Genomic DNA, 21,580 nt, shown 5'->3' with positions numbered 1-21,580 from the left:
CGCCCGCGCGGCCGGCACACCGCCGCGCGGCAGCTGCCGCGCAGGAACATCGAGGAAAGCCATGGAATTCGAGAAACTGCTGCGCCTGATGGTGGAGAAGGGCGGCTCCGACCTGTTCATCACCGCCGGCGTGCCGCCGTCGATGAAGGTCAACGGCAAGATCCTGCCGGTGACCAAGAACCCGATGGCGCCCGAGCAGACCCGCGAGACGGTGCTGTCGGTGATGAACGAGCAGCAGCGTCGCGAACTGGCCGAGACCCACGAGTGCAACTTCGCGATCAGCGCGCGTGGCATCGGCCGCTTCCGGGTCAGCGCCTTCTACCAGCGCAACCTGGTGGGCATGGTGCTGCGCCGCATCGAGACGCAGATCCCCACCTTCGAGGAGCTCAAGCTGCCCGAGGTGCTCAAGCAGCTGTCGATGACCAAGCGCGGCCTGGTGCTGTTCGTCGGTGCCACCGGCGCCGGCAAGTCGACCTCGCTGGCGGCGATGATCGGCTACCGCAACAAGAACGCCAACGGCCACATCATCTCCATCGAGGACCCGATCGAGTTCATCCACCAGCACCAGGGTTGCATCGTCACCCAGCGCGAGGTGGGCATCGACACCGAGTCCTACGAGGTGGCGCTGAAGAACACCCTGCGCCAGGCGCCGGACGTGATCATGATCGGCGAGGTGCGGACCCGCGAGACCATGGACTACGCGGTGGCCTTCGCCGAGACCGGCCACCTGTGCCTGGCCACCCTGCACGCCAACAACGCCAACCAGGCGCTCGATCGCATCATCCATTTCTTCCCGCCGGATCGTCACGAGCAGGTGTGGATGGACTTGTCGCTCAATCTCAAGGCGATCATCGCCCAGCAGCTGGTGCCGACCCCGGACGGCAAGGGCCGCCGCGGGGTGATCGAGGTGCTGATCAACACCCCCTTGGCCGCCGACCTGATCCGCAAGGGCGAGGTGCACGAGCTGAAGAATCTGATGAAGCGCTCGACCGAGCACGGCATGCAGACCTTCGACCAGGCGCTCTACCACCTGTACAGCAACGGCGAGATCACCTACGAGGACGCCCTGGCCCACGCCGATTCGGCCAACGACCTGCGCCTGATGATCAAGCTGGGCTCGGAAACCGACGCCGAGCACCTGGGCTCGAGCACCCAGACCCTCAGTCTCGAGCATGCCGAGGAGGATCGGCCCGGCCTGCGCCGGCGCTGAATGGGAACGTCGGGGCGCCGGGCGGGTCGAACGGGGGCCGCCTAGACTCGATACGCAGCACCTTCGCGTATCCGCAGCCCGGGCTGTCGCCCCGTCATTCGCCAGGAGGACTGCATGACGACTCTGACTCAGGACACCCACAGCAAGGCAATCGGCTACCTGCTCTGGCTGTTCGGCTTTCTCGGCGCCCACCGTTTCTACTACGGGCGACCGGTCACCGGAACCATCTGGTTCTTCACCCTCGGCCTGCTCGGCATCGGCTGGCTGGTCGACCTGTTCCTGATTCCCGGCATGGACCGCGAGGCCGACCAGCGCTTCCACAGTGGGCGCACCAGCTACAACGTGGCGTGGATCCTGCTGACCTTCCTCGGTGTCTTCGGCGTGCACCGCATGTACATGGGCAAGTGGCTGACCGGCATCCTTTACCTGTTGACCGGTGGTTTCTTCCTGGTCGGCGTGCTCTACGATTTCTGGACGCTCAACGACCAGGTATCGATCCGCAACGCCTGGCGCTTCTGAGCGTCACAATGCACAAGGCCCGCCGAATGGCGGGCCTTGTCGTTTCAGGAGCGGGTGCTTAAGCCTGGTGGCTGATGCGGCCGCCCTGCAGGGTGTAACGCACCGCGCCGGGCAGGCAGTGACCGATGAACGGACTGTTGCCGCCGCGCGACAGCCAGTGCTCACCGGCCAGCGTCTGCGCCTTGGCGTCGAACAGCACCAGGTCAGCATGTGCGCCGACCCCCAGCTGGCCCACCGGCAGGCGCAGGGCGGCGGCCGGGCCGCAGGTCAGGCGGGCGAGCAGGGTCGGCAGGTCGAGCAGGCCGTCCTCGACCAGGGTCAGGGCCAGCGGCAATAGCAGTTCGACGCTGCTGATGCCCGGCTCGGTGGCGCCGAATGGTGCCAGCTTGGCGTCCGGCTCGTGCGGCTGGTGGTGGCTGGCGATGGCCGACACCACGCCGCTCTTCACCGCCTCGCGCAGGGCGTCGCGGTCGGCGCGCGAGCGCAGCGGCGGCTGCACGTGATAGAGGCTGGAGAAGCCCACCAGCGCCTCGTCGGTGAGGATCAGCTGGTACAGGGCGACGTCCGCGGTGACCGGCAGGCCGCGGGCCTGGGCGGCGGCGATCATCTCCACGCCGCGCGCGCTGCTCAGCTGGCTGAAGTGGGCGCGCACGCCGCTCTGCTCGACCAGCAGCAGGTCGCGGGACAGGGCGACGGTCTCGGCGCTCTCCGGGATGCCCGGCAGACCGAGGAAGCTGGCGGTGGGGCCTTCGTGGGCCAGGCCGCCCTCGGCGAGGTCGGCATCCTGCGACTTGAACACCACGGTGAGGTCGAAGGTGGCCGCGTATTCCAGGGCGCGGCGCAGCACGCGGTTGTTGGCCATCGGCGCCAGGCCGTTGGTGAAGGCCACGCAGCCGGCGTCGCGCAAGGCGATCAGCTCGGCCAGCTGCTCGCCTTCCAGGCCCTTGCTCAGCGCGCCGAGCGGGAACACCCGGGCATGCCCGGCACTGGCGGCGCGGTCCAGGATCAGCTCGACCACCGCCGGCGTGTCGACCACCGGCTTGGTACGCGGCGGGCAGCACAGACTGGTGACGCCGCCGGCGGCGGCGGCGCGGGTCTCGCTGGCGATGTTGCCCTTGCGGGTATAGCCCGGCTCGCGCAGGCTCACCGCCAGGTCGACCAGGCCGGGCGCGGCGATCAGGCCGTGGGCGGCGATCTGCTGTTCGGCGTCGAAGCCGTCCGGGGCCGCGCCGAGGGCCGCGATGCGGCCGCCGTCGAGATGGATGTCGCAGACCCGGTCGAGGCCGCTGCTCGGATCGATGACGTGGGCGCCGTGGATGCTGACTTTCACTGGGCGTCTCCCTGTGCGAACTGGCGCTGGGCCTGCTGGCCGCTCATGGCCATGGACAGCACCGCCATGCGGATGGCGATGCCGTAGGTGACCTGGTTGAGGATGACCGACTGGGCGCCGTCGGCCACCGCCGACTCGATCTCCACGCCGCGGTTGATCGGTCCCGGGTGCATGACGATGGCGTCCGGCTTGGCCAGCGCCAGGCGCTGCTCGGTAAGGCCGTAGAGCTTGTAGAACTCGCCCTGGCTGGGCAGCAGGCCGCCCTGCATGCGCTCGCGCTGCAGGCGCAGCATGATCACCACGTCGACGTCCTTGAGGCCGGCGGCGAGATCGGTGTAGGCGCGCACGCCGTACTGCTCGATGCCGACCGGCAGCAGGGTCTTGGGCGCGATCACCCGGATGTCCGGGCAACCGAGGGTCTTCAGCGCCAGCATGTTGGAGCGCGCCACCCGCGAATGCAGGATGTCGCCGACGATGGCCACCGAGAGGTTCTCGAAACCGCCCTTGTGGCGGCGGATGGTCAGCATGTCCAGCATGCCCTGGGTCGGGTGGGCGTGGCGGCCGTCGCCGCCATTGATGATCGCCACGTCCGGGCAGACGTGCTCGGCGATGAAGTGGGCGGCGCCGGAGTCGGCATGGCGCACCACGAACATGTCGGCGGCCATCGCCTCGAGGTTGCGCAGGGTGTCGAACAGCGTCTCACCCTTGCTGGTCGAGGAGGTCGACACGTTGAGGGTGATGACGTCGGCGGACAGGCGCTTGGCGGCCAGTTCGAAGGTGGTACGGGTCCGCGTGGAGTTCTCGAAGAATACATTGCACACGGTCTTGCCGCGCAGCAGCGGCACCTTCTTCACCGCGCGGGCGCCGACCTCGAGGAAGGAGTCGGCGGTGTCGAGGAGTTCGGTGAGCAGCTCGCGGGGCAGGCCGTCGAGCGACAGGAAGTGGCGCAGCTGGCCCTGGTCGTTGAGCTGCAACGGGCGCTTGGCGTCGGTTGGCGTCATCGCGGAATTCTCAGTGGGAGGCGGCGAGGGTCTGCAGCTCGAGGGCGAGCGGCGCGGGACCGAGCAATTTTACTCGCTGGTCGGGGGGCAGCGACAGGGTGGCGCCGAGCACGTCGGCACGGATCGGCAGCTCGCGGGCGTCCAGATCGAGCAGGCAGGCCAGCGTCACGCTGGCCGGGCGGCCATAGTCGAACAGGGCATTGAGGGCCGCGCGCACGGTGCGGCCGCTCATCAGCACGTCGTCGATCAGTACCAGGTGGCGGTCCTCGACGTCGAACGGCAGCGCGGAAGGGCGTACCTGCGGGTGCAGGCCGTGCCGGCTGAAGTCGTCGCGGTAGAAGGACACGTTGAGGACTCCCAGCGGGGTGTCGCTCTGGCCGAGCTCTTCGAGCAGGGCGCGGGCGACCCACACACCGCCGGTGTGGATGCCGACGAACAGCGGGTCTTGGATGCCGCGGCGGGTCAGGTGGGCGCGCAGCTCGGCGGCCATCCGCGCGAGCAGGGCGGCGGGATCGGGCAGGGTCATCGGTAATCCTCGGGCAGTCAAAGCGATGGGGCTGGCTGCAGCTCCAGCCAGCCTTCGAGCAGCAGGGCGGCGGCCAGCGCATCCACCGGGCGTTCACGGTAGCCGCCGCGCTGGCCCTCGGCCAGGCGCCGCCCCTTGGCCTCGAAGGTGGTCAGACGTTCGTCGTGGGTGAACACCGGCAGGTTGAAGCGACCGTGCAGGCGGCGGGCGAATTTCTCGGCGCGTGCGCTCATCTCGCTGGGCGTGCCGTCCATGTTCAGCGGCAGGCCGACCACCAGGGCGTCCGGCTGCCACTCCTTGAGCAGGCGTTCGAGCTGGTTCCAGTCCGGCACGCCGTTCTGCGCCTTGAGCACGCACAGCTCGCGGGCCTGACCGGTAATCGCCTGGCCGACGGCGACGCCGATCTGCTTGCTGCCGTAGTCGAAGCCGAGCAGCAGGCGCGGCGCGCTCATGCGTGGCCGGCCTGGCTGGAGAGCAGGCTGAGGTCGATACCCAGGGGGGCGGCGGCGCGCTGCAGGCGCTGCTCGACGGCGACGTCGAACAGCACCGCCGGATCGGCCGGGCAGGTCAGCCAGGCGTTGTCGATCAGCTCGGCCTCGAGCTGGCCGGCCTCCCAGCCGGAGTAGCCGAGCGCGATCAACTGGCGGTCGGGGCCGCTGCCGTCGGCGATCGCCAGCAACACGTCCTGGGAGGTGGTGAGTGCCAGGCCGCCGAGCTCCAGGGTGGCCTGGTAGCTCCAGTCCTGCGGATGGAGCACGAAGCCGCGCTCGCTGTGCACCGGGCCGCCGTTGTAGATCGGCACGTGCTGGCAGTGCTCGCTCGGCTCGACGCCGGGATTCAGCTGCTCGAGCACGTCGGCGAGGCTGAGGCCGCTGGTCTTGTTGATCACCAGGCCCATGGCGCCATGCTGGTTGTGCTCGACCAGATAGATCACCGTCTGGGCGAAATGAGGATCGCCCATGTGCGGCATGGCGATCAGGAAGTGATGCTTGAGATAGCTGGGGGTGCTGTTCATGGGCCTAGTTTCGAGCTTCGGGCGCCTGGCTTCAAGTGTAGGCCCGCGCGATGGTCGACCGTCACTGGCTGGCCAGGCGGTCGCCGCGCTCGAAGCGCCAGGTGCGGATGATTTCCAGCACATCGATGTCGCTGAGGTCGCCGCTGAACGGGGCGAACGGTGCCGACAGGCGCACGATGCGCAGGGCGGCCTGGTCGAGGATCGGCTGGCCGGAGGACTCCAGCACCTGCACCTCGCGCAGGGTGCCGTCGCGGTTGATCGACACCAGCAGGCGCAGGCTGCCGTAGATGTGCTGGCGACGGGCGGCGTCGGGGTAGTTGAGGTTGCCGACGCGCTCGATCTTGCGGCGCCACTCTTCCTTGTACCAGGCGCCCTTGTCGCGCATGGTCGAGGCGGCGTTCAGGCGGTGGATGCGCGGGCGCTTGGCATACAGCTGGCGCTCGTGGCTGAGCTGCGCCTCGAGACTGGCGATCTCGTCGGAGAGCTGGCTACTGTCGAAGTCCGGAACCTGCTGCTCCGGTTGCGCCGGCTTGGGGGTTTCCGCCTTCGCAGGAGTCTTGTCGCGCTGCGGTGCGCGGGTCGCGACGGCGGCTCGGCTGGTCTGCGGGGTGTCGTTCGGCTTGGGCCGGGCCTGGGGTTCGACGCGGCGGATCTCGCTGTCCTGGAAGGGGGCGAGTTCGGTGGTTTTCGGCGTGGCCTTGTGCTCCAGGCTGCCGCTGCCCTGCTGGTCATGCTGGGCGAGGAAGTCGGCCTGCTTGGGCTTTTCCGCGCTCTTGAAGGTGGCGAGGGTGATGTCGAGGGTCTTGCTCACCATGCTCGGCTCGGGCAGCGAGAAGCTGACGCCGAGCAGCAGCGCGAGGTGCAGCGCGGCGGCCACGAACAGGGTAAAGCCCAGGCGGTCGGCCGGCCGCACTTCGGCGGGGCGGTAGGTGAAGGTTTGGACAGCTGCGTTCATCGGCGGGCGCATGACAGTTAATCGGCGCAGTCTGCCGCCGCCTCGGGCAAAAGTCCATGAAGCACTCCGCGCCTTGAACTTTTCTCCGCGCTGCGGCGGACGAAGCCTGCGCCGGACATCGACTCAGGCGCGCGCCGCCAGCTTGCCGGCGATGGCGTCCATCAATTGGCCGGCTATGTCGGTGCCGAAGGCGGCGTCGATCTCGCGGATGCAGGTCGGGCTGGTGACGTTGATCTCGGTGAGGTGCTCGCCGATCACGTCGAGTCCGACGAACAGCAGGCCCAGGTCGCGCAGGGTCGGTCCGACCTGGGTGGCGATCCAGCGGTCGCGCTCGGTCAGCGGCCGGGCTTCGCCGCGCCCGCCGGCGGCCAGATTGCCACGCGTCTCGCCCTGCGCCGGGATGCGTGCCAGGCAATAGGGTACCGGCTCGCCGTCGATCATCAGGATGCGCTTGTCGCCGTCCTTGATCGCCGGCAGGTAGCGCTGCGCCATGATCTGCCGGCTGCCGTGGCCGGTCAGGGTTTCGAGGATCACCGACAGGTTGGGGTCGCCGTGGCGATGGTGGAAGATCGACGATCCGCCCATGCCGTCCAGGGGTTTGAGAATGATGTCACGCTGTTCTGCGGCGAACTCGCGCAGAATGTCGACCCGCCTGCTCACCAGGGTCGGCGGCGTGCACTGGGGGAATTGCGTGGCGAACAGCTTTTCGTTGCAGTCGCGCAGGCTCTGCGGGCGGTTGACCACCAGCAGGCCCTGGCGTTCGGCCTGTTCGAGCAGATGGGTGCAATACAGGAACTCGTTGTCGAAGGGCGGGTCCTTGCGCATCAGCACCACGTCGAGCTCGTGCAGGGCCAGATCCTGTTGGTCGTCGAGATGGTACCAGTGCTTGGGATCGTGGAACACCTTCAGGGGGCGGGGGCGGGCGCGAACCTGGCCGTCGCGCAGGTAGAGGTCATGCTGTTCCATGTAGAACAGCGACCAGCCGCGTGCCTGGGCGGCGAGCAGCATGGCCAGCGAGCTGTCCTTTTTGAAAGTGATATGGGCGATGGGGTCCATGACGATGCCCAGGCGAACGCTCATAGGGGATGTCCTCCACGACGAAACAACGGCTTGACGGCCGCGAAAAAGCGATTGGCGGTTGCCCAAGGTGGCGGTCAGTTTGCCGTGAGTCAAGGAAAAACCTTGCACATCCGGGGCTTATGGCTTGCCATCGGATAGTGTGCTAAAAAGCCCCGACGATCAGGTAGCAGCCCGTGGGTGGCAGCGCTGCAAATGTTTGGGCGATGGAAATCAACGAGTCACCGAGTCAATGGTAGGGCAGACTATGGAACAGCATTCCGATAGCTTGAAAGTCATGGTGATCGACGACTCGAAGACGATTCGTCGGACCGCCGAAACGCTGCTGAAGAAAGTAGGGTGCGACGTCATAACTGCGATCGACGGCTTCGATGCCCTGGCCAAGATTGCCGATTCTCACCCGAACATCATCTTCGTCGACATCATGATGCCGCGGCTGGATGGCTACCAAACCTGCGCCCTGATCAAGAATAATAGTGCGTTCAAATCCACGCCGGTGATCATGCTGTCCTCCAAGGATGGCCTGTTCGATAAGGCCAAGGGGCGTATCGTGGGTTCCGACCAGTATCTGACCAAGCCCTTCAGCAAGGAAGAACTGCTCGGGGCCATCAAGGCGCACGTCCCGGGTTTTGTGCCGGTGGAACAAGTAACCACCTGATGTCCGGCCTGACCGGCTGCTGACGCGTGCCTTCAATTGGGGGATTCCATGGCTCGTATTCTGATTGTTGATGATTCGCCGACCGAGATGTACAAGCTCACCGCCATGCTCGAGAAAAACGGGCATCAGGTGCTCAAGGCGGAAAACGGTGCTGACGGCGTTGCCCTGGCGCGCCAGGAAATGCCCGACGTGGTCCTGATGGACGTGGTCATGCCGGGGCTCAATGGTTTTCAGGCCACTCGCCAGCTGACCAAGGATCCGGAAACCGGTCACATTCCGGTGATCATCGTCACCACCAAGGACCAGGAAACCGATAAGGTCTGGGGGCGGCGTCAGGGGGCACGTGACTACCTGACCAAGCCGGTCGATGAAGAAACCCTGCTCAAGACCATCGCTGCGGTTCAGGCGGGTTGATGGTTCATCGCACCGCGCCACGCAGAACATAGGCCAGCAGCGGCATGTCCGACGTCATGACTCCTTTCCAGCACCTGCTCGACATCGATCAGCTCTGCCGTCGCTATTCCGCGGGTCTGCCAGCCCAGCAGGAAGTGGCGCAGAGCTGGAGCGGCATCGGCTTTCGAATGGGCTCGCGACTCTACGTCGCACCCATGGGCGAGGTGACCGAGGTCCTGCACGAGCCCCGTTATACCCAGCTGCCAGGCGTCAAGTCCTGGATCAGGGGTGTGGCCAACGTGCGCGGCCGTCTGCTGCCAATCATGGATCTGTGTGGATTTCTTGGCGGCGAGCTTTCGCCGCTGCGCAAGCAGCGGCGCATCCTGGTGGTGGAGCATGACAAGGTCTTCGCCGGCCTGGTGGTCGACGAGGTATTCGGCATGCAGCACTTCTCCGTGGAAACCTTCACCGAGCAGCTGCCGCCGCTCGAGGCGTCCGTTCAACCGTTGATCCATGGCGTGTTCCAGCGTGAGCGTCCGTGGCTGGTATTCAGCCCGCATGCGCTGGCCAGGGAGTCGGCGTTTCTCGATATTGCCGTATAGCTAGCTAGATCTACCGGTCGGACCGCCCTGCGGCCCGCGCCGTTACTTGGAACCGTTTAGTGTGGAAGGTCCAGGCGGGGGCCAGACGATGAAAAAACTCAACGCAGGCAATCTCTTCACGGGTATGCGCAGCAGCATGCTGATCGGCGGGCTGTTTGCCGTGCTGATCGTCTCGCTGGTGCTGCTGTTTGCCAACTTCGCATATCTCAATCAACAGGCTGACTACGACAAGCAGTACATCGGCCACGCAGGCGAGCTGCGGCTGCTTTCCCAGGGTATCGCCAAGAACGCGGTCGAGGCCGCAGCGGGCAAGCCGGAAGCATTCAGCCTGTTGAAAACCGAGCGTGAAGAGTTCGAGCAGCGCTGGGGCTGGCTGAGCAACGGCAACGCGGACACCGGCCTGCCGGCCAGTCCGGAAGCCGTGTCCGCCGACATGCAAGCGCTGGGCGGCGACTGGCAGCGTCTGCGCGACAGTGCCGACTCGATTCTGGCCAGTCAGCAGACCGTGCTGTCGCTGCACCAGGTGGCCGAGACCCTGGCGGAAACCATTCCGCAGCTGCAGGCCGAGTACGAAGAGGTGGTGGACATCCTTCTCGAAAACGGCGCCTCGCCCGACCAGGTGGCCGTGGCCCAGCGCCAGACCCTGCTCGCAGAACGTATTCTCGCCGCGGTGAACAAGGTGCTCGCCGGTGCCGAGGACTCCGTACAGGCCGCCGACAGCTTCGGTCGCGACGCCAGCCTGTTCGGCCGCGTATTGAAAGGCATGCACGAGGGCAACCCGGCGATGGGCATCACCAAGGTGACCGATGCCGAGGCCATTACCCGTCTGAACGAGATTTCCGAACTGTTCGCCTTCGTTTCCGGCTCGGTGGACGAGATCCTGGAAACCTCGCCGCAACTGTTCCAGGTGCGCGAGTCGGCCAACAACATCTTCGTGGTGTCGCAGAAAGTGCTGGAAGACACCACCACCCTGGCCACCGACTTCGAGAACCTCGCCGACAGCCGAACCTTCAACACCCTGGCCGGCTACGTGCTGGGTCTGGTGGCGCTGGCCTCGATCATGCTGATGGCGCTGATCCTGGTGCGCGATACCCGTTCGCGTCTGGCTGAAACCGCCGAGAAGAATGACCGTAACCAGACCGCGATTCTGCGTCTGCTCGACGAGATCGGCGACCTCGCGGATGGTGACCTGACCGTGCAGGCCACGGTGACCGAGGACTTCACCGGCGCCATTGCCGACTCCATCAACTACTCCATCGACCAGCTGCGCGACCTGGTAGAGACCATCAACCAGACCGCCGTGCAGGTGGCTGCCGCCGCCCAGGAAACGCAGGCCACCGCCATGCACCTGGCCGAGGCTTCCGAGCACCAGGCCCAGGAGATCGCCGGTGCTTCCGCGGCGATCAACGAAATGGCGGTGTCCATCGACCAGGTATCGGCCAACGCCGCCGAATCCGCCGCGGTAGCAGAGCGTTCGGTGGCCATCGCCAACAAGGGCAACGAGGTGGTGCAGAACACCATCTCCGGCATGGACAACATCCGCGAGCAGATCCAGGACACCTCCAAGCGAATCAAGCGCCTCGGCGAATCGTCCCAGGAGATCGGTGACATCGTTAGCCTGATTAACGACATTGCCGACCAGACCAACATCCTGGCACTGAACGCGGCGATCCAGGCGTCGATGGCCGGTGACGCCGGCCGCGGCTTCGCGGTGGTTGCGGACGAGGTGCAGCGCCTCGCTGAACGTTCCTCGGCGGCAACCAAGCAGATCGAGGCGCTGGTGAAGACCATTCAGACCGACACCAACGAGGCGGTCATCTCGATGGAACAGACCACCACCGAGGTGGTACGCGGTGCCCGCCTGGCCCAGGACGCCGGTGTGGCCCTGGAGGAGATCGAGAAGGTATCGCGCAGCCTCGCTGCGTTGATTCAGAACATTTCCAACGCCGCCCGTCAGCAGTCGTCTTCGGCGGGCCACATCTCCAACACCATGTACGTGATCCAGGAGATCACCACCCAGACCTCGTCGGGTACCACCGCCACGGCGCGCAGCATCGGCAACCTGGCCAAGATGGCCAGCGACATGCGCAAGTCGGTATCCGGTTTCACCCTGCCGGAACACCGGGAACAGGCCTGAAACCAGGGAGGGCGGCGGCCTGAGCGGGCCGCCGCCGGACGAGCATGAACGAGGGGCGCGGCATGCAGCCAAGCGCGGTCTGGGCGATGAAACCCCTGCCCGATATCACGGCAGCGGAATTCCGGGCCTGGCAGGAATTGCTGGAAACCCGGAGCGGCATCGTACTCAACGAGCAGCGCCGCGCCTTCCTGCAGACCATCCTGGCGACGCGCCTGCGCGAGCTGGGGCTGGACAGCTACACCGCCTACTACCAGCAGGTGACCGACGGGCCGCGCGGTGCGGTCGAATGGTCGCACCTGATGGACCACCTGACCGTGCAGGAAACCCACTTCTTCCGTCATTCGCCGTCGTTCCGGCTGCTCGGCGAGTATCTGCACGGAAAGTTGGCCGGGTCGGCGGCGGGGGCAGCTTGGCAGTTGTGGAGTGTGGGTTGCGCCTCGGGCGAAGAAGCCTATTCGCTGGCCCTGGTGGCCGCGGAGGTGCAGCGCGAGGCCGGGCTGGATGCCTGCTTCGGGGTGACCGGCAGCGACCTGAGCCTCAACGCGCTGACCCGTGCCCGACAGGGCAACTATGGTTCGCGCCGGGTAGGCGAGCTGGAAGAAGCGTTGCTCGAGCGCTACTTCCTGGCGCAGCCCGATGGCAGTTTTACCGTGTGCGACGCTCTGCGGGAGCGCACCTGTTTTGCCCGTCTGAATGTGCTCGATCTGGCGCGTGCGCCGCAGCGCGGCATGGACGTCATCTTCTGTCAGAACCTGCTGATCTATTTCCGGCGCTGGCGCCGGCGCGACATCCTGGCGCGCCTGGCCGAGCGGCTGGCACCGGGCGGGCTGCTGGTGATCGGAGTCGGCGAAGTGGCCGACTGGCATCATCCGCTGCTGCAACCGGTGGCCGATGAGCAGGTGCTGGCCTTTACCCGAAAGGGGTAACCATGATCAATGTGTGGAGTCGCTATGGGTGATCGGCACGACTATGTCGCCCTGGAGTGGGTCAAAGGCGAAATCGCGGAAACCCTCAAACAGGCACGACAGGCCCTCGAGGCGTTCGTCGAGAGCCCGCAGGATCTGACGCGTCTGCGCTTCTGCCTGAACCACGTCCATCAGGTGCAGGGCACCCTGCAGATGGTCGAGTTCTACGGCGCCGCACTGCTGGCCGAGGAAATGGAGCGGCTGCTGCAGGCCCTGATCGACGGCCGCGGCAGCCGCGGTGACGCCTTGGAAGTGCTGATGCAGGCGATCCTGCAGCTGCCGGTCTATCTCGAGCGCATCCAGAGTGCCCGCCGCGACCTGCCGCTGGTGGTCTTGCCGCTGCTCAACGATCTGCGCACCGCGCGCGGCGAGGCGCTGCTCTCGGAGACCAGCCTGTTCGCCCCCGACTTGTCCGCGCGCCCGGCGCCGCTGACCCAGGCGGCCCTCGATCGCCTCGAGCGTGCCGGCCTGCCGGCCCTGCTGCGCAAGCTGCGGCAGATGCTGCAGATGGCGCTGCTCGGCTATATGCGCGACCAGGAGCCGCAGACCCAGCTGGGCCTGCTGGCCAAGGTGTTCGCCAAGCTCGAAAGTCTGAGCGCGGCAGCGCCGATCGGCCCGCTGTGGGCGGTCGCCGCCGGTGTGGTCGAGGGCCTGCTCGCCGGCAGCATCGCCGGCAGCGGCAGCGTGCGCACCTTGCTGCGCGAAGTGGACCGCGAACTCAAGCGACTGATCGACGATGGCGTGGTGGCCCTCAACCAGCCTGCCCCCGACCAGTTGCTCAAGCACATGCTGTTCTACGTGGCCAAGAGTCCCAGCGAGGAAGGGCGCATCGGCGAGCTGAAGACGCGCTTCCAGCTGGCCGACGCACTGCCCGACAGCCGGGTGGTCGACGAGGAACGGGCGCGTATGGCCGGTCCCGACCGCGATGCCATGCGCTCGGTGGTCGGTGCGCTGTGCGAGGAGCTGGTGCGGGTCAAGGATAGCCTGGACCTGTTCGTGCGCGGCGATCGCAGCCGCCTGGACACCCTGACCGTGCTGCAGGCCCCGCTCAAGCAGATCGCCGATACCCTGGCGGTGCTCGGCTTCGGCCAGCAGCGCAAGGTGATCGCCGACCAGCTGGGGGTGATCGATCGTTTGGTCGCAGGCCAGCAGCAGGCCAGCGACGCCCTGCTGATGGATATCGCCGGCGCCCTGCTGTTCGTCGAGGCGAGTCTGTCCGGCATGGTCGGCCCTGCCGATGGCGAGCGGGCCGAGGAAAGCCTGCTGCCGACCACCGACGTGGCGCAGATTCACCAGATGGTGATCAAGGAGGCGCGTACCGGTCTCGAGCAGGCCAAGGACGCCATCATCGAGTTCATCGCCTCGCAGTGGAATCACGAGCACCTGGCCCGCGTGCCAGAGCTGCTGACCCAGGTGCGCGGTGGTCTCGGCATGATTCCGCTGAGCCGTGCCGCGGCGCTTCTGGATGCCTGCTGCCGCTACATTCGCGAGCAGCTGCTGGTGCGCCAGGCGGTGCCCAGCTGGCAGAGCCTGGATACCCTGGCCGACGCCCTGACCAGCGTCGAGTATTACCTGGAGCGAATTGCCGAAGATCCCGCCACCCAGAGCGAGTTGATCCTCGACGTCGCCGAGGAAAGCCTGACCGCCCTGGGCTACGGCCTGCAGCCGACCCGCTCGATTCTCGACCTGCCGAGCGAGGCGCCGCCCGCCCCGGTCATGGCCGCCGAACCGGTTGCGGCTCCGGCCGAGCACGTGGTGTCGAGCCTGGCCGAAATCGCCCCTCAGGCCGAGGTCGCCGAGCCTGCAGAAGCCGCAGCGCCGCTGGCGCCGGTCGCCGAAGTGGCCGTCGAGGTAGCGGTGACGGAGCCGGAGGTCGTCGAGCCGGTGTCGTCGGACGCCACGGCCGACCAGGCGCCGGTTGCTCCGCCCGTGGAAGCCGTGGCCGAGCTCAGCCTGGCCGCGGTGATGGCCGCCCCGGTGGTGGCGATCAATCCGCCGGCCAAGGATGCCCCGCCGCAGCTGCTGCCGCCGCCGGCCGACGAAGAACCGGTGGACGAAGACCTGCAGGAAGTCTTCATCGAGGAGGCCGGCGAGGTCCTCGAGACCATCAACGAATATCTGCCGCAATGGTCGGCCAATGTCACCAACCGTGAAGCGCTGACCGAAGTCCGCCGGGCCTTCCACACCCTCAAGGGCAGCGGCCGTATGGTCCGCGCCCTGATCATCGGTGAACTGGCCTGGTCGATCGAGAACATGCTCAACCGGGTCATCGATCGCAGCATCGAGGCCGATGCACCGTTGCTGCAGCTGATCGCCGATGTGGTGGCATTGCTGCCGGCACTGGTCGAGGAGTATGCCGCCAAGGCGCAGCGCCAGCGCGACGACGTCGACCATTTGGCGGCGGCAGCCCACGCGCTGTCCAGAGGCGAGCCACTGCCCACTGCCGCCGCCGCGCAGCCCGAAGTGGCGCCGGTCGCGACGGCGGTCGATGCCCCGCTCGAGGCCGAGGCCTGCGTGGCGGAGGGAGAGCTGCTCGACCCGGTGCTCCTCGAGGTGTTCTCTACCGAGGCCGACGCCCATCTCGAGGCCTTGGCGCGCTTCCTCGCTGCCTGCGAGCGCGAATTGCCGCAGCCGGTCACCGACGAGCTGCAGCGTTCGTTGCACACCCTCAAGGGCAGCGCCTACATGGCCGGCATCCAGCCGATTGCCGAGGTGGCGGCGCCGCTGGAGAAGCTGCTCAAGGAGTTCAAGACCAACCTGATCCCGGTTGGCCTTGCGATGGTCGAGCTGCTGCGCGATGCCGAGCGCCTGTTGCGGCAGGGTCTGCAGGGACTGGGCAAGGCGCCCCTGACCAGTCTGCCGGGTAGCATCGAGCTGCTGGCCCGCGTGCAGCAACTGCACCAGGAGCAGTTGGCGGCGGCGGAAGCCAGCTGGCGCAGCCAGGCCAAGCGCGATCCCAAGCTGATCAGTCAGTTCCTCGCCGAAGGCATGGACATCCTGCTCGACGCCGACGAACTGCTCGCCCGCTGGCGCGGTCATCCGGCCGAGCGCGAGGAGCTGGAAGCCCTGCGCACGGAACTGACCAGCCTGGGCCATGGCGCACGGCATGCCGAGCTGCCGCAGGTCGAGGTGCTGTGCAGCGCCCTGCTGGCGATCTACACCGCGGTGGGCGAATCGCGACTGGTGGTCGACGAGACCTTCTTCCGCGAAGTCGAGGCCGCTCACGAAGCCTTGATCGGCATGATGGATCAGGTGGCTGCCGCACTGGAGGTCAGTCCGCAGCCGGAGCGGGTCCAGGCGCTGGAGCGCCTGCTCAGCCAGGCCATCGCCCTGGCGCCGACACCGGCTGAGCCGGAACAACTTGTCGATGCGCCGTTGGCAGTCGAGACCGAACTGTCGCTGGACTGGCCTGCACCGGAAGGCGCGGCCCAAGTGGACAGCCCAAGCCTGGCGGCGAGCGAGGAGGACGCAACCGAGTCCCGCGAATCCCTGATGCTGCCGGACGACGCGACCATTCCGGAGCCCGTCGTTTCGTCTGGCGGCGATGCTCCGGCAGAGTTCGATCTGTCCGCCGATTGGCTGCCGCTGGATACCGCGCCGGCGTTGTCCGCCACCCAGGGGGAAGCCAATGATGCTGCGGCGGACTTCGAGTTCCTGCCGTTGGCCGAGTTCGCGGCCGAACCGGCGTCGGACGTCGCCCCCGTGGCGCCGGCCGACAGCGGTGTCGATCCTTCGCTGGCCTGGCTGCTCAGCGAGGGGCCGGAGGCGGCGCCTGCCGAGGACGAGGCCCTTAGCGACTTCGTTCTGACGGATGAGCCGTCGGTCGCGCAACCGGTCGCTGCCTCCGAGGCGGTGCCGAGCGAGTGGCTGGTTGAGCCTCAGGTCGAGACCCCGCAATCCTCCTCGCTTGAAGCCGACGCCAGCGCCGCGCCTGTCGAGGACGAATTCCTGAGCGACTTCGTTCTGACGGATGAGCCGTCAGTCGCGCAACCGGTCGCTGCCTCCGAGGCGGTGCCGAGCGAGTGGCTGGTTGAGCCTCAGACCGAGACGCCGCAGTCCTCCCCGCTTGAGGCCGACGCCAGCGCCGCGCCTGTCGAGGACGAACTCCTGAGCGACTTCGTCCTGGCGGATGAGCCGTCGACCGCGCAACCGTTCGCCGTCTCCGAGGCGGTGCCGAGCGAGTGGCTGGTTGAGCCTCAGGCCGAGACCCCGCAATCCTCCTCGCTTGAAGCCGACGCCAGCGCCGCGCCTGTCGAGGACGAATTCCTGAGCGACTTCGTCCTGGCGGATGAGCCGTCGACCGCGCAACCGTTCGCCGTCTCCGAGGCGGTGCCGAGCGAGTGGCTGGTTGAGCCTCAGGCCGAGGCGCCACAGTCCTCCCCGCTTAAAGCTGACGCCAGCGCCGCGCCTGTCGAGGACGAGCTCCTGAGTGACTTCGTCCTGGCGGATGAGCCATCGGTCGAGCAACCGTTTGCCGTCTCCGAGGCGGTGCCGAGCGAGTGGCTGCTTGAGCCTCAGGCCGAGGCGCCGCAGTCATCGTCTGCGGAGTCCGATGCCTCCCTCGACTGGCTGCTGGCCGATCCGGCGGCCCCGCTCGAGTCGCCCGAAACCGCTCGCGATTTCGTACCCGCTTTCGAGGCCAGCGCCGAGCCCGAGCCGGCGCCGTTCGCGCCTGCTCCGGCCGTGACCGAGGAAGCGTTCGATCCGGAGATGGTGGAAATCTTCCTGGAAGAGGCCGGCGATATTCTGGAAAGTGCCGCCCTGGCCCTCGAGCAGTGGTTGGCCTCCCCGCAGGATCGCGCGGCTTTGGCTTCCCTGCAGCGCGACCTGCATACCCTCAAGGGTGGGGCGCGCATGGCCGGGGTGCGGGCCATCGGCGACCTCGCCCACGAACTCGAATCGATCTACGAAGGCCTGACCGACGGCCGCTTCGCGATGGCGCCCGCCTTCGCCCGCCTGCTGCATGAGGGGCATGACCTGCTGGCCCGCCAGGCGGAAGAGCTGCAGCTCGGCCTGCCGCTGACCGCCGCCGGTGCACTGCTCACGCAGATGCGCGCCCTGCGCCAGGGCGTGCCGGAGGAGTTGCCCCTGGCTGCAAGCGCGCCGCATCCTGAAGCCGAAGCCGAAGCCGAAGCCGAAGCCGAAGCCGAAGCCGAAGCCGAAGCCGAAGCCGAAGCCGAAGCCGAAGCCGAAGCCGAAGCCGAAGCCGAAGCCGAAGCCGAAGCCGAAGCCGAAGCCGAAGCCACGGCCGCGCCCACCATGCAGCCGTTGGTTGCACCTGCGGCGCTCGCTCCGGCTCTGCCGCGCGAGGAGGTGGTCGAGCGCGATCCGGAGCTGGTGGAGATCTTCCTCGAGGAAGGCTTCGATATCCTCGAGTCGGCCGGCGAGGCGCTGGAACGCTGGATCGATGCCGGGGCCGGTAGCACCGGTCTGGAGGGCCTGCAGCGTGACCTGCACACCCTCAAGGGTGGCGCACGCATGGCCGAGATCGGCGAAGTGGGCGATCTGGCCCACGAATTGGAGTACCTGTACGAAGGCCTCGGCGACGGTCGCCTGCAGGCCGCGCCGGCGCTGTTCGGTCTGCTGCACGACTGCCACGATCGGCTGACCCTGATGCTGGAAGCCCTGCGCGATGGTGCGGCGCTCGCCGATGCGACTGCGCAGATCGGCGCCATCCGCGCCTTCCGCCAGCAGGCACAGCTCGCCCGCGACGAGTTGCAGGCCAGCAGCCTGGGGCTGCCGGTCCAGGCGCAGGAGACTGCGGTGGAGGCCGAGCCGCTGCCGGTCGAGGTGGTGGAGGAGCCGCTCGCCAGCAGCGAAACCGAGTTCGAGCCGAGCGTCTATCACGCCCCCGAGTTGGACGACAGGGATGTATTGTCCCTGTTCCTCGAGGAGGTCGGCGAACTGCTCGACAGCCTGGAGGCGGCGCTGGCCGACTGGGCGCACAGTGGCGTGGTGCCGCTCGATGAGCTGCTGCATGCCCTGCAGACCCTCAAGGGTGGCGCCCGCCTGGCGCGTCAGCTGCCCTTCGGCGAGCTGAGCGAGAGTCTCGAGCAGCGTCTGCTCGGCGCGCGCGGCGACGCCGACGCGCTGCAGGCCCTGTTGTCCCCGCTCAGCGACGGTTGCCTGCGTCTGCGCGACGGTGTGGAGCAGCTGCGGCGTCAACTGCCCGGCGAGTCGGCGCTGTCGGAAGCGCCCGCGACGGCCGTCGAGCCCCGGTTCAGGCTGGCGCCGTTGGTGCAGCGCCTGAGCCCGACCACCCCGCTCGCGCCGCGCAAGATCCTGCCGTTCGTCCAGCGTGCCCGCGAGGCCGCCGCCGAGGCGGAAGCCCGTCGTGCCCCGCAGGAGCTGGTCAAGGTTCCGGCCGAATTGCTTGAAGCCCTGGTCAACCTGGCCGGCGAGACCTCCATCTTCCGTGGCCGGGTCGAACAACAGGTCAACGACACCGCCTTCACCCTAAGCGAGATGGAGGCGACCATCGAACGGGTGCGCGACCAGCTGCGCCGTTTGGACACCGAGACCCAGGCGCAGATCCTCTCCCGCTACCAGGCCGAGAGCGAACGCGCCGGCTACGAGGACTTCGACCCGCTGGAGATGGACCGCTACTCGCAGCTGCAGCAGCTCTCGCGCGCGCTGTTCGAGTCGGCTTCCGACCTGCTCGACCTCAAGGAAACCCTGGCCGCGCGTAACCGCGACGCGGAAACCCTGTTGCTGCAACAGGCACGGGTCAACACCGAGCTGCAGGAAGGTCTGATGCGTACCCGCATGGTGCCATTCGACCGCCTGGTGCCGCGCCTGCGCCGCATCGTCCGTCAGGTCGCCGGCGAGCTGGGCAAGCAGATCGAACTGGTGGTGCACAACGCCGAAGGCGAGATGGACCGCAGCGTGCTGGAAGGCATGGTCGCTCCGCTGGAGCACATGCTGCGCAACGCCGTCGACCATGGCATCGAGCCCCTGGAGGCGCGTCGCGCCGCCGGCAAGCCGGACGTCGGCACGATCCGCCTGAGTCTGAGCCGCGAAGGTGGCGACATTCTGCTGACCCTGGCCGACGATGGCGCGGGTGTGAATATCGCCGCCGTGCGCCGCAAGGCCCTGGAACGCGGCCTGATGACCGCCGACGCCGACCTTTCCGACTACGAGGTGCTGCAGTTCATCCTCGAGGCCGGTTTCTCCACCGCCACCAAGGTCACCCAGATCTCCGGCCGCGGGGTGGGTATGGACGTGGTGGCCGCCGGGGTCAAGCAGCTCGGCGGCACGGTGACCATCGACTCGGTGCCCGGCCAGGGCACCCGTTTCCTGGTCCGCCTGCCGTTCACCGTGTCGGTCAACCGGGCGCTGATGGTGCTCTCCGGCGAGGACTTGTACGCCATCCCGCTGAACACCGTGGAAGGTATCGTACGGATCTCGCCGTTCGAGCTGGAGGCCTACTATCAGCCCAACGCCCCGCGTTTCGAATATGCGGGGCAGGAATATCAGGTCAAGTACCTCGGCGAGCTGCTGAACAACGGTCAGCATCCCAAGCTCAGCGGCCAGAGCCTGCCGCTGCCGGTGGTGCTGGTGCGCTCGGCGGAATACGCCACTGCAGTGCAGGTGGACAGCCTGGCCGGTTCGCGGGAAATCGTGGTGAAGAGCCTGGGCGCGCAGTTCTCCGGCGTGTCCGGGATCTCCGGGGCGACCATCCTCGGCGATGGTCGCGTCGTGGTGATTCTCGACCTGCTGGCCACCCTGCGGGCTCGCCATGCCCAGCAACTGCCGCGGCATGCCGGCGCAGCGCGCCCGGTCGCCGAGACGGCCGACCAGCAGCGCCCGCCGCTGGTCATGGTGGTCGACGACTCGGTCACCGTGCGCAAGGTGACCACGCGCCTGCTGGAACGCAACGGCATGGAGGTGGTCACCGCCAAGGACGGGGTCGACGCCATCGCCCAGCTGCAGGAGGTGCTGCCGGACGTCATGCTGCTGGACATCGAGATGCCGCGCATGGACGGCTTCGAGGTGGCCACCCTGGTACGTCACGACGAACGCCTCAAGGATCTGCCGATCATCATGATCACCTCGCGTACCGGCGAGAAACACCGCGAACGCGCCCTCGGCATCGGCGTCAACCAGTACCTCGGCAAGCCCTATCAGGAAGCGGTGCTGCTCGAACACATCCAGCAGTTGGTGAAGCGCCATGAGTGAACGTAGCAGCGGCCGCGTCGCGGTCATCGCCGATACTTCGCTGCAGCGCCACGTGCTGCAGCAGACCCTGCAGGCCAACGGTTATCAGGTCCTGCTCAACTGCGATCCGCAGCGGCTGGACGATGCGCAACTGGAGGAGTGCAGTCCCGATCTGTGGCTGGTCGATCTGGCGCAGATGGAGGATTCCCCGCTGATCGACCTGCTTCTCGAGCGGGCCAGCGCGCCAGTGCTGTTCGGCGAGGGCCAGGCGCCGGAGCGCAGTTCCGAGCACTACCCACGCTGGGAGCGGCGCCTGGTCGGCAAGCTCAAGCGCCTGGTCGGCGACCCGGCACGGGCGGTCGGGCCAAGCCTGGAGGCCCTCCTGCAGCAGGGCCAGACCCCTTCGCAGCTGCGCCTGCCGGACGCCCTGGCGGCCACCGGCAGCGCCGGCCAGCCGGCGCGCCAGGTGTGGCTGCTGGCGGCATCGCTGGGTGGGCCGCAGGCGGTCAAGGAGTTCCTCGACGCCTTGCCGGCCGGCTTGCCGCTGGGCTTCGTCTACGCCCAGCACATCGATCCCTCGTTCGAGCAGCGCCTGCCGCAGGCGGTCGGCCGCCATAGCCAGTGGCCGGTCAACCTGGCGCGCGACGGCGATCGGGTGCGCTGCGGCGAGGTGGTGGTGGCGCCGATCAGCCAGGAGCTGTCCTTCGACGAGGACAGCCGCATGCGCATCCTGCCACGGCCCTGGCCGGAGCCCTACAGCCCGTCGATCGACCAGATGATGCTCAACCTGGCCCAGCACTTCCCCTCCTGCTGCGGGGTCATCGCCTTCAGCGGCATGGGCAGCGACGGCAGTGCCGCCGCCGCCTACGTGCGCCGCCAGGGTGGCTTGATCTGGACCCAGAAGGGCGACAGCTGCGCCTGCCCGAGCATGCCCGACAGCCTGCGCGATGGCGGTTACAGCACCCTCAGTGCGACGCCGCGCGAGCTGGCCGAGGCGCTGGTGACGCGTCTGGCCGAGCAGTACGACAAGTGATT

At 67.4% G+C, this 21,580-nt stretch carries 16 protein-coding genes; 9 read left to right on the top strand and 7 right to left on the bottom strand.

Features of this window, described 5'->3' with window-relative positions; all coding sequences use genetic code 11:
- Positions 1–61 precede the first annotated feature (61 nt).
- Positions 62–1,210: a PilT/PilU family type 4a pilus ATPase gene (locus LMJ29_RS04520; protein WP_229604316.1), complete on the top strand. Its 1,149-nt coding sequence runs from the start codon at positions 62–64 to the stop codon at positions 1,208–1,210.
- Between the two features lie 114 nt (positions 1,211–1,324).
- Entirely contained in the window at positions 1,325–1,729 is a 405-nt protein-coding gene (locus LMJ29_RS04515; protein WP_229604315.1) for an NINE protein, read from the top strand.
- A 58-nt stretch (positions 1,730–1,787) separates the two neighbouring features.
- Here the strand turns inward: LMJ29_RS04515 and LMJ29_RS04510 are convergent, their stop codons facing one another.
- From LMJ29_RS04510 to gshB, 7 genes are all read right to left on the bottom strand, one after another.
- Entirely contained in the window at positions 1,788–3,059 is a 1,272-nt protein-coding gene (locus LMJ29_RS04510) for a dihydroorotase (protein WP_229604314.1), read from the bottom strand.
- Positions 3,056–4,060, bottom strand: coding sequence for an aspartate carbamoyltransferase catalytic subunit (locus LMJ29_RS04505; protein WP_229604313.1), 1,005 nt, complete (start codon positions 4,058–4,060; stop codon positions 3,056–3,058). Before LMJ29_RS04505 ends, LMJ29_RS04510 begins: the two co-directional genes overlap by 4 nt.
- Positions 4,061–4,070: 10 nt before the next feature.
- Positions 4,071–4,586, bottom strand: a complete 516-nt coding sequence (gene pyrR / locus LMJ29_RS04500; protein WP_229604312.1) for a bifunctional pyr operon transcriptional regulator/uracil phosphoribosyltransferase PyrR — start codon at positions 4,584–4,586, stop codon at positions 4,071–4,073.
- 17 nt (positions 4,587–4,603) lie between these two features.
- Positions 4,604–5,038: a Holliday junction resolvase RuvX gene (gene ruvX / locus LMJ29_RS04495; protein WP_229604311.1), complete on the bottom strand. Its 435-nt coding sequence runs from the start codon at positions 5,036–5,038 to the stop codon at positions 4,604–4,606.
- The gene (locus LMJ29_RS04490; protein WP_229604310.1) at positions 5,035–5,601 is read right to left on the bottom strand and encodes a YqgE/AlgH family protein; all 567 of its coding nucleotides are present in this window, start codon (positions 5,599–5,601) and stop codon (positions 5,035–5,037) included. The genes ruvX and LMJ29_RS04490 overlap by 4 nt, the downstream gene beginning before the upstream one ends.
- A 61-nt stretch (positions 5,602–5,662) precedes the next feature.
- Positions 5,663–6,556, bottom strand: a complete 894-nt coding sequence (locus LMJ29_RS04485) for an energy transducer TonB (protein WP_229604309.1) — start codon at positions 6,554–6,556, stop codon at positions 5,663–5,665.
- 123 nt (positions 6,557–6,679) lie between these two features.
- Positions 6,680–7,636, bottom strand: coding sequence for a glutathione synthase (gene gshB, locus LMJ29_RS04480; RefSeq protein WP_229604308.1), 957 nt, complete (start codon positions 7,634–7,636; stop codon positions 6,680–6,682).
- A gap of 244 nt (positions 7,637–7,880) precedes the next feature.
- Here gshB and pilG point away from each other — a divergent pair, with 244 nt between their 5' ends.
- The 7 genes from pilG (at position 7,881) to LMJ29_RS04445 (ending at position 21,578) form a co-directional block, all read left to right on the top strand.
- Positions 7,881–8,291, top strand: a complete 411-nt coding sequence (gene pilG / locus LMJ29_RS04475; protein WP_229604307.1) for a twitching motility response regulator PilG — start codon at positions 7,881–7,883, stop codon at positions 8,289–8,291.
- Between the two features lie 48 nt (positions 8,292–8,339).
- Entirely contained in the window at positions 8,340–8,705 is a 366-nt protein-coding gene (gene pilH / locus LMJ29_RS04470; RefSeq protein WP_229604306.1) for a twitching motility response regulator PilH, read from the top strand.
- Positions 8,706–8,749: 44 nt separating this feature from the next.
- Positions 8,750–9,286 (top strand): chemotaxis protein CheW, encoded by a 537-nt coding sequence (locus tag LMJ29_RS04465; protein ID WP_229604305.1) that lies wholly within the window; start codon positions 8,750–8,752, stop codon positions 9,284–9,286.
- 88 nt (positions 9,287–9,374) lie between these two features.
- Positions 9,375–11,423: a methyl-accepting chemotaxis protein gene (locus tag LMJ29_RS04460; RefSeq protein ID WP_229604304.1), complete on the top strand. Its 2,049-nt coding sequence runs from the start codon at positions 9,375–9,377 to the stop codon at positions 11,421–11,423.
- A gap of 62 nt (positions 11,424–11,485) precedes the next feature.
- Positions 11,486–12,349 carry a CheR family methyltransferase gene (locus LMJ29_RS04455; RefSeq protein WP_229604378.1) on the top strand — a complete coding sequence of 288 codons (864 nt, stop codon included), beginning with the start codon at positions 11,486–11,488 and terminating at the stop codon, positions 12,347–12,349.
- 24 nt (positions 12,350–12,373) lie between these two features.
- Positions 12,374–20,566, top strand: coding sequence for an Hpt domain-containing protein (locus tag LMJ29_RS04450; protein ID WP_229604303.1), 8,193 nt, complete (start codon positions 12,374–12,376; stop codon positions 20,564–20,566).
- Positions 20,559–21,578 (top strand): chemotaxis protein CheB, encoded by a 1,020-nt coding sequence (locus tag LMJ29_RS04445; RefSeq protein ID WP_229604302.1) that lies wholly within the window; start codon positions 20,559–20,561, stop codon positions 21,576–21,578. The genes LMJ29_RS04450 and LMJ29_RS04445 overlap by 8 nt, the downstream gene beginning before the upstream one ends.
- Positions 21,579–21,580: the final 2 nt, after the last annotated feature.

This window comes from Pseudomonas oryzagri (assembly GCF_020831405.1).
GTDB lineage: Bacteria > Pseudomonadota > Gammaproteobacteria > Pseudomonadales > Pseudomonadaceae > Geopseudomonas > Geopseudomonas oryzagri.
The sequence above is the reverse complement of the archived record's forward strand: the minus strand, read 5'-3'. Positions and strand labels throughout refer to the sequence as shown.

What these genes read in the sequence shown, in the direction of transcription:
- LMJ29_RS04450 (WP_229604303.1), top strand. Translation starts at nt 12,374, where the DNA reads ATGGGTGATCGGCACGACTATGTCGCCCTGGAGTGGGTCAAAGGCGAA.
- pyrR (WP_229604312.1), bottom strand. Translation starts at nt 4,586, where the DNA reads ATGACCCTGCCCGATCCCGCCGCCCTGCTCGCGCGGATGGCCGCCGAG.
- LMJ29_RS04445 (WP_229604302.1), top strand. Translation starts at nt 20,559, where the DNA reads ATGAGTGAACGTAGCAGCGGCCGCGTCGCGGTCATCGCCGATACTTCG.
- pilG (WP_229604307.1), top strand. Translation starts at nt 7,881, where the DNA reads ATGGAACAGCATTCCGATAGCTTGAAAGTCATGGTGATCGACGACTCG.
- LMJ29_RS04455 (WP_229604378.1), top strand. Translation starts at nt 11,486, where the DNA reads ATGCAGCCAAGCGCGGTCTGGGCGATGAAACCCCTGCCCGATATCACG.
- LMJ29_RS04485 (WP_229604309.1), bottom strand. Translation starts at nt 6,556, where the DNA reads ATGAACGCAGCTGTCCAAACCTTCACCTACCGCCCCGCCGAAGTGCGG.
- gshB (WP_229604308.1), bottom strand. Translation starts at nt 7,636, where the DNA reads ATGAGCGTTCGCCTGGGCATCGTCATGGACCCCATCGCCCATATCACT.
- LMJ29_RS04505 (WP_229604313.1), bottom strand. Translation starts at nt 4,060, where the DNA reads ATGACGCCAACCGACGCCAAGCGCCCGTTGCAGCTCAACGACCAGGGC.
- LMJ29_RS04520 (WP_229604316.1), top strand. Translation starts at nt 62, where the DNA reads ATGGAATTCGAGAAACTGCTGCGCCTGATGGTGGAGAAGGGCGGCTCC.
- ruvX (WP_229604311.1), bottom strand. Translation starts at nt 5,038, where the DNA reads ATGAGCGCGCCGCGCCTGCTGCTCGGCTTCGACTACGGCAGCAAGCAG.
- LMJ29_RS04490 (WP_229604310.1), bottom strand. Translation starts at nt 5,601, where the DNA reads ATGAACAGCACCCCCAGCTATCTCAAGCATCACTTCCTGATCGCCATG.
- LMJ29_RS04460 (WP_229604304.1), top strand. Translation starts at nt 9,375, where the DNA reads ATGAAAAAACTCAACGCAGGCAATCTCTTCACGGGTATGCGCAGCAGC.
- pilH (WP_229604306.1), top strand. Translation starts at nt 8,340, where the DNA reads ATGGCTCGTATTCTGATTGTTGATGATTCGCCGACCGAGATGTACAAG.
- LMJ29_RS04465 (WP_229604305.1), top strand. Translation starts at nt 8,750, where the DNA reads ATGTCCGACGTCATGACTCCTTTCCAGCACCTGCTCGACATCGATCAG.
- LMJ29_RS04515 (WP_229604315.1), top strand. Translation starts at nt 1,325, where the DNA reads ATGACGACTCTGACTCAGGACACCCACAGCAAGGCAATCGGCTACCTG.